This window comes from Oleiagrimonas sp., from assembly GCF_027858935.1.
Taxonomy (GTDB): Bacteria; Pseudomonadota; Gammaproteobacteria; order Xanthomonadales; family Rhodanobacteraceae; genus Oleiagrimonas.
The window spans coordinates 1-7,356 of sequence record NZ_JAQIBU010000218.1; the positions used below are offsets into that span (position 1 = coordinate 1).

General features: G+C 61.4%; 5 protein-coding genes and 4 pseudogenes. 7 read left to right on the plus strand and 2 right to left on the minus strand.

The window, feature by feature from the left end; genetic code table 11:
• Positions 1-309: pseudogene (locus PF446_RS08160) on the minus strand (anthranilate/aminodeoxychorismate synthase component II); the annotation flags it as partial.
• Positions 310-643: 334 nt separating this feature from the next.
• Here PF446_RS08160 and PF446_RS08165 point away from each other — a divergent pair.
• The 7 genes and pseudogenes from PF446_RS08165 to PF446_RS08195 form a co-directional block, all read left to right on the plus strand.
• Positions 644-1,511: pseudogene (locus PF446_RS08165) on the plus strand (IS3 family transposase); the annotation flags it as partial.
• A 284-nt stretch (positions 1,512-1,795) separates the two neighbouring features.
• On the plus strand, positions 1,796-2,878 hold the full coding sequence (locus PF446_RS08170) for an IS110 family transposase (protein WP_298070932.1): 1,083 nt from the start codon (positions 1,796-1,798) through the stop codon (positions 2,876-2,878).
• Positions 2,879-2,894: 16 nt separating this feature from the next.
• A pseudogene (locus PF446_RS08175) lies at positions 2,895-3,185 on the plus strand (IS3 family transposase); the annotation flags it as partial.
• A 134-nt stretch (positions 3,186-3,319) separates the two neighbouring features.
• Positions 3,320-3,517, plus strand: a complete 198-nt coding sequence (locus PF446_RS08180; protein WP_298070934.1) for a cation transporter — start codon at positions 3,320-3,322, stop codon at positions 3,515-3,517.
• Positions 3,517-3,816 (plus strand): metal-sensitive transcriptional regulator, encoded by a 300-nt coding sequence (locus PF446_RS08185; RefSeq protein WP_298070936.1) that lies wholly within the window; start codon positions 3,517-3,519, stop codon positions 3,814-3,816. The genes PF446_RS08180 and PF446_RS08185 overlap by 1 nt, the downstream gene beginning before the upstream one ends.
• Positions 3,817-3,830: 14 nt before the next feature.
• Positions 3,831-6,365: a heavy metal translocating P-type ATPase gene (locus PF446_RS08190; protein ID WP_298070937.1), complete on the plus strand. Its 2,535-nt coding sequence runs from the start codon at positions 3,831-3,833 to the stop codon at positions 6,363-6,365.
• A gap of 41 nt (positions 6,366-6,406) precedes the next feature.
• A complete protein-coding gene (locus tag PF446_RS08195) occupies positions 6,407-7,069 on the plus strand; it encodes a DUF4396 domain-containing protein (protein ID WP_298070939.1) in 663 nt (220 codons plus the stop codon).
• A 164-nt stretch (positions 7,070-7,233) separates the two neighbouring features.
• On the opposite strand, the pseudogene PF446_RS08200 reads toward PF446_RS08195, so the two are convergent.
• Positions 7,234-7,356: pseudogene (locus PF446_RS08200) on the minus strand (IS3 family transposase); the annotation flags it as partial.

The window sequence follows — 7,356 nt, forward strand, 5'->3', positions numbered from 1 at the left end:
CTTGCCGTGCATGATCTGCTTGGCCCGCACGACCTTGCCCCCGAACATCTGGCCCAGCGCCTGGTGACCCAGGCACACGCCGAAGATCGGCACCTCACCGGACAGCTGCTCGATCACCGACAGCGACACGCCGGCATCGTCGGGCGTGCCCGGACCAGGCGAGATCATGATCTGCGAGGGCCCGAGCGCGCGGATGGCCGCCACGTCCAGCGCGTCGTTGCGCACCACTCTCACCTCCTGGCCCAGTTCGCCCAGATACTGCACCAGGTTCCAGGTAAAGCTGTCGTAGTTGTCGATCATCAGCAACATATGCGACATATCTCTCTGTTTTTACTTAACGTTACAGCGGTAAATTAAAATTCATACCCGTATGGATACCCGCAATTTCTATTGATACCCTGCGCGGATGACCAGTACCCCGCTAGCAGCCTGTCGGACTAAGGAATAAAGTTTACCGCCTATCCTTCGTTGCCGTGCAGACCTATCCTTGGTTGCCGTACTGATCTGGGAGGCTGTGGAAAATTCGCGATCGAGAGAGGAAAGCTTGGTTGCGCCAAGGAATCCGGCGGCTGGCAGTAAAGGGGTTCACCCCCGATTTCACGGACACTTGCGAAAAGGCCGATAGAGGCCATCAGGAGTGTTCATGTCGAAGCGAAGAAAATTCAGTGCGGAGTCCAAGCGCAATGCGGTTGAACAGGCGAGCCAGCCGGACGTCAGTTGCGCCCAGGTGGCCCCGGAGTTGGACATCCGGGACAACCTGCTGACGCGCTGGAAACGGGAGGCCGAACACCAGACCAAGGTGATCTTCGGCGGCACCAGCGCGCCGCGGGAAGAGGAGCTGACGCGTTTGAAGCGCGAACTGGCCCGGGTGAAGAAGGAACGAGATTTTTTTCGACAAGCGGCGACGTTCTTTGGGAAGGGGTCATCCTGAGGTATCAGGTGATCGAACGTTGTCGTGATGAGTTTCCGATTCGGCTGATGTGCCGCTGCCTGCGGGTGTCGGTCAGCGGCGGCTACTACGGCTGCAGCAAGCGCTTGCCCAGTGTGCGCCAGCGCGACAATGAGCGTTTGCTCGGGCGCATGCGTGAGCTTCACGTTGACAGCCGTGGCGTGCTGGGCGCTTGCCGGATGCATGAGGATCTGGTCGCAGAAGGCGAGTCGGTCAGCCTGAATCGGGTGGCCCGACTGCTGGCGTCCGACGGCTTACCGGGCTGGCCGCGTCCGAAGCGCCGTTGCCAACGCGGTCAGCCGGGGCTTCCCCCGCCAGGCGTACCTAACTGGCTGGAACGGGACTTCACAGCACTGGAGCCCAGACCAAGTGGGTAACAGACATCACCGAGATCAAGACGGATGAAGGAAAGTTGTACCTGTGCATCGTGCTGGACCTGTTCGGCCAACTCGTCGTGGGCTGTTCGATGCATCATCGGCAAGATCGGCAAATGGTGATCCGGGCCGTGCAGATGGCCGTCTGGCAGCTCCAAGGCAACGAGCCGGTGATCCTGCACTCGGATAGTAATAATGCCGTTGCCAAGTTTCCCGGGCGACTTGACTCTCACAGCGATCGACCCGTCATAGACTTGGTGCGTTGGGATTTCCGGTCTTCCTGACCCACACTCTGATCGACGATGCGTGTCTTTCCTCGGACCTGTCGGTTGCCCGGGACTTCCTAACGGCGAGGTTTCACCTCGCCGATACCGTGTGACCCAAGAAGGGCCTGACTGCGCGTCACCTTACTGTCTTGTCCAGGGATCGGTTCGGTGAAGCCATTTCCTGACAGTCTTATGGGAGATTCGGAATGGATAGCAAGCAAGAAGTACACGTCCGCAAAGTCACTGGCGGCGTTGATACGCACAAGGATCTGCATGTTGCCGCCATCGTGGATGAACACAATGGTGTTCTGGGCAGTGAGTTTTTTTCGACCACCCGGCATGGGTACAAGCAGATGATCACCTGGATGCGTACGTTCGGCACAGTCGAACGCATCGGAGTGGAATGCACGGGTAGCTACGGTGCCGGATTGCTGCGTTATCTTGAGCCCCTCGGCATCGAGGTGCTCGAAGTGACGGCGCCCGACAAAACAGACCGCCGTAAACGTGGCAAGAACGACACCATCGATGCCGAGAATGCGGCCCATGCCGCGTTTGCGGGCATCCGTACCGTCACGCCCAAAACACGTGATGGGCTGGTCGAATCGTTGCGCGTGCTCAAGGTGTGCCGCAAGACTGCCGTTGCAGCGCGACGGATTGCGTTGCAAATGATCCAGATGGATATCGTCAGCGCTCCGGACGCACTACGTGAGTCGCTACGTCATATGACCCGCATGCAGTTGATCCGCACTCTTGCGGCATGGCGCCCCGATATAACAGGCTATCGAGAGGTGGTCATTGCCTATCGGATCGCGCTTAAATCCCTGGCCCGACGTTACCTTGAATTACATGACGAAATTGCCGATCTGGATGTGATGATTGCGGGCATTGTGCGGGAACTGGCCCCCGATCTCATTTCGCGCAATGCCGTGGGATACGAATCCGCGGCGCAACTACTGATCACCGCCGGCGACAACCCGGAACGCCTGGCTAGTGAGGCCAGCTTTGCCGCGCTTTGCGGTGTCAGCCCGATTCCAGCCTCGTCCGGGAAAGTCAGTCGGCACCGCCTCAACCGTGGTGGTGACAGAGCGGCCAACAGCGCGTTACATATCATCGCAATTGGACGCTTACGCACCGATCCGCGAACCAAGGCATACGTCAAGAAGCGTCTTACCGAGGGACACTCAAAGCTTGAGGCGATCCGTTGTCTGAAACGATACATCGCACGTGAAGTTTACTTCCTGCTCAAGGCTCGCACACAAAAGGTCAATCAGCTGCAAGCAACGGCTTGACAGTTAGAAGGGCGTCAGAGGCAGTCAGTTTCGAAGCGGTGACTATCAGAAGTATTTGCTGGCCAACGCCCTGGTGTGCTCGATGAGCGCCGTGGGCCACTGCGGAGACAACGCCGCATGCGAGGGCTTCTTCGGTCTGCTCAAGCGCGAACGGATTTACCGCATGACATATCCGACACTCGATGCGGCAAGAGCGGATGTGTTCGAATACATCGAGCGGCACCACAACCCAAGGATGCGGCGAAGGACCGCCAGGCAGGATTTGAAGTTTTCCACCCTTTCACAATCGTCCGTGATTTCGGGGTAGAACCCAATCGCTCAGGCTCATGTGTCGTTGGAATCACGACACCTCCTCCAGGCTCAGGTGTCATTGGAAGAGGCTATCTCTTGTGTAGCCCACCCCACCTGGGGTAGGCTAACGATCGATAAGGAGAAACAACCATGACAACGTTGAAGATAACCGGCATGACCTGTGGCCACTGCGTCAAAGCGGTGCAGCAGGCGCTCTCCGATGTACCCGGCGTGACCCGCGCCGAGGTGGATCTGCAGGCTCGTCAGGCACAGGTGGAAGGTTCCGCCGATGTTGATGCGCTGATCGCCGCCGTGCAGGAGGAAGGCTACGAGGCACGCGCGGCCTGATGGCTCCCCGAACGCAGGCAGCAACGCAGCTGAATATCGCCCCGTCTACGCGCGAGGACGCGACCACCCGGCTGCGCTCGATCAAGGGCCATGTGGAAGGGTTGCTGCGGATGATGGAGCGCGATGACGTGTACTGCGTGGACGCGCTCAAGCAGATTAAGGCGGTAAACGGCGCGCTGAACAAGACCGGCGACATGATCCTGCGCTGCCACCTCAAGCATCACGTGGTTACCGCCCATGAGCGCGGCGACGAGGACCGCATCATCGCCGAGCTGATGGAGCTGTTGAAGTATCGGTGAGGGAGCCATTGCAAATGACCAGCACAACCGAAGAAATCAGTTTTGTCGTCGACGGCATGACCTGCGGCTCGTGCGTGGCGCGCGTCGAGAAGAAGCTCAGACAGGTGCCGGGCGTATCGGAAGCACAGGTCAATCTGGCCACCGGCAAGGCGCGGGTGCGCTTCGAGCTGGCTCAGGGCAGGGCGAGCGAAATCCTGGCGCAGGTAGACAAGGCCGGCTACGCGCCGGCGCTTTCCGACAGCGACTTCAACGTGGCAGGCATGACCTGCGGCTCCTGCGTGGCGCGGGTGGAAAAAAAGCTGGCAAAGGTCGAAGGCGTTGTCAGCGCCTCGGTCAACCTCACCACCGAGCGCGCGCACGTCAGCTATGTCGCCGGCATGGCTAATCAGGACGCGCTGTTCGCGGCGGTGGAGAAGGCCGGTTACCAGCCGTCGGCGCTGACCCCCAAATCAGCGGCGAACGAGGAGCCTGCCGACGGCGCGGACGAAACGCAGCTACTGAAACACGCGCTGGTGCTGGCGGTGGTGTTCACCGTGCCGCTGTTCGCCATCGCGATGCTGCGGATGGTGCCTGCGGTGGGCATCACCATGGAGCGCATTCTGCCGCTGCGTGGCTGGCTGTGGATCGAGCTGGCGCTGGCGGTGCCGGTGCAGTTCATTGCCGGTCGGCGGTTTTACCGGCTCGGCTGGGGCGAGCTGCGGCATCTGGGGCCGGGCATGAACAGCCTGGTGATGATCGGCTCCAGCGCCGCGTTTTTCTATTCGCTGCTGGCGCTGCTGGTGCCGGGCATCTTCCCGACGGGCACCGCGCACACCTATTTCGACGCCGCCGGGATGATCATCACCCTGATCCTGCTCGGACGCTTTCTGGAAGCCCTGGCCAAGGGCCGCACCTCGCAGGCCATTCGCGGCCTGAGCAAACTGCAGGCAAAAACGGCCCGGGTGCAGCGCGGCGGCGATTTTCAGGATCTGCCGATCGATCAGGTGCAGGTGGACGACGTGATCGCGGTGCGACCGGGAGAACGCATCCCCGTCGATGGCGAAGTGCTGAGCGGTGAGAGCTACGTCGACGAAGCGATGATCAGCGGTGAACCGGGGCCGGTGGTCAAGCGCGTCGGTGATCGCGTGGTCGGCGGTACGGTCAACCAGAACGGCACGCTGCAATTCCGCACCGCCTGCGTCGGCGTTGACACGGTGCTCAGCCAGATCATAAAAATGGTGGAGGACGCGCAGGCGGAAAAGCCGAAGGTGCAGGAGCTGGCCGATCGCATCGCCGGGGTATTCGTGCCGGTGGTGATGGCGCTGGCGGTGCTCAGCTTTCTGCTGTGGCTGGTGCTCGGCCCGAACCCCGCACTGGCGCTCGCCTTCGTGGCAAGCGTGAGCGTGCTGCTGGTGGCATGCCCCTGCGCGATGGGCCTGGCTACGCCCACCGCCATCATGGTCGGCACCGGCAAGGGCGCGCAGTGGGGCGTGCTGTTTCGCCGCGGCACGGCGATGGAAATGCTGGCCGGCATCGATGCCGTGGTGCTGGACAAGACCGGCACGCTGACCGAAGGCAAGCCTCGTCTGACCGATTTTCACGCCGCCCCCGGTCACGATCACGACGAGGTTTTTCGCTTGGTGGCCGGTGCCGAAGCGGGCAGCGAGCATCCATTGGCCAAAGCCATTGTTTCGGCAGCGCGCGAGCAGGGATTGGACGTGCCCGCCATCGATCGCTTCGAAGCAATGACCGGCCTCGGGATCGACGCTCAGCTGCAGGATCGGCGCGTGCAAGTGGGCGCGGAACGCTATATGCGCGCGCTGGGTATTGACGTAGGCGCCCTTGCGCAGAATGCGCAAGCGCTGGCCAAGGCGGCCAAAACGCCGATCTATGCAGTGATCGACGGGCGACTCGCGGCGCTGATCGCGGTGGCCGACAGCGTGCGGCCGGAGAGCCGTGCCACCGTCGACGCCCTGCATGCGCTCGGTCTGGAAGTGGCCATGCTGACCGGTGATCAGCGCGCCACCGCCGAGGCGATTGCCGCCGAGCTCGGTATCGACCGCGTACTGGCCGAGGTGATGCCGGATGGTAAGGCCGCGGAGATCAAGCGGCTGCAGCGCGAGGGCAAAAAGGTGGCGTTCGTCGGCGACGGCATCAATGATGCGCCGGCGCTGGCCCAGGCCGAGGTCGGCGTGGCGATCGGCAGCGGCACCGATATCGCGATTGAATCGGCCGACGTGGTGCTGATGCGCAGTGACCTGAGCGGCGTGGTCAACGCCATCGCGCTGTCGCGACGCACGCTGGCCACCATTCGCGGCAACTTCGTCTGGGCCTACGGCTACAACGTGTTGCTGATTCCGCTGGCGGCAGGCGCGCTGTTTCCATTCACCGGCTGGATGCTCAACCCGATGGTCGCCGCGGGCGCCATGAGCGTGTCCAGCATTTTCGTGCTGGCGAACTCGCTGCGCTTGAAGCGCGTCAAACCGGCGCTGAAGCCGGTATCGAGTGGTCGTGCGGGCGCATCGCCGGCTGCTGCCACGCCTAGCCGCGAAGCGCAGCTAACGGCGTAGATCGATCTACCACTGACTCTCAACCTTTCAATGGAGATCACGTGCTTAGAACCATCGCCATTGCCAATATCGCTCTTTCCATCGTGCTGGCCCTGTGGGCCGTGGTCGACGTCAACCGGCGACCTCCAGCTATGAAGGTCATGCGCTTCGTTTGGCCGCTGACCTTTTTGTGGGGCGGCGTCTTTGCGCTGGCGATGTATCTGGGGTTCGGCCGCGCACCCGCGGGTGGTTCCGACAACCACGGCGAGCACCCGTTCTGGCAAAGCGTGGCGCTGGGCGTGACCCACTGCGGAGCCGGCTGTTCGCTGGCGGACATGCTGGTGGAGACCGGCATGTTCGTATTCGGCCTCGGGTTCGTGGTGCTCGGGCACGAGGTGTTCGGAAACTGGATCGTGGATTACGTGTTTGCGCTCGCCTTTGGAGTGATCTTCCAGTTCGGCGCCAAGGTGGCCATGTCCGACAAGCCCAAGCCGAAAATCTGGTGGGGCGCCTTCAAGACCGACTTCTGGTCGCTGACCTCCTGGCAGATCGGGATGTACGGCTGGATGGCGATCAGCATCTTCGTGTTGTTCGACGACCGGCTCATGAAACCCGATCACTGGGCGTTTTGGCTGATGATGCAGGTGGCGATGCTGGCCGGCTTCATCACCGCCTATCCGACCAATTGGGTACTAATCAGCAAGGGGATCAAGGAACGCATGTAACTTGCCAAGGCGCGCTTTGCAGTCAGAAGTTGGCCATGCATGCCGCTTTATCGCGCGTCGCGGAACACGGCGCGCAGGGCGAACACAGATGAATTCACACCTGGCCCCATGCTTCCTGCGCTCATAAAAATCGACAATCGGACATCGAGCTGGACACCCTGAAAGCAGCCGATCTTGCAGGCGATCGACTCGATCGTCGCCCATTGCGAGGCATGCTGGTTCTGGTGCTCGAACACCATACGAACCGCCCGCTCGCGGACCTCAGGAGAATACTTCGGGGACTTTTT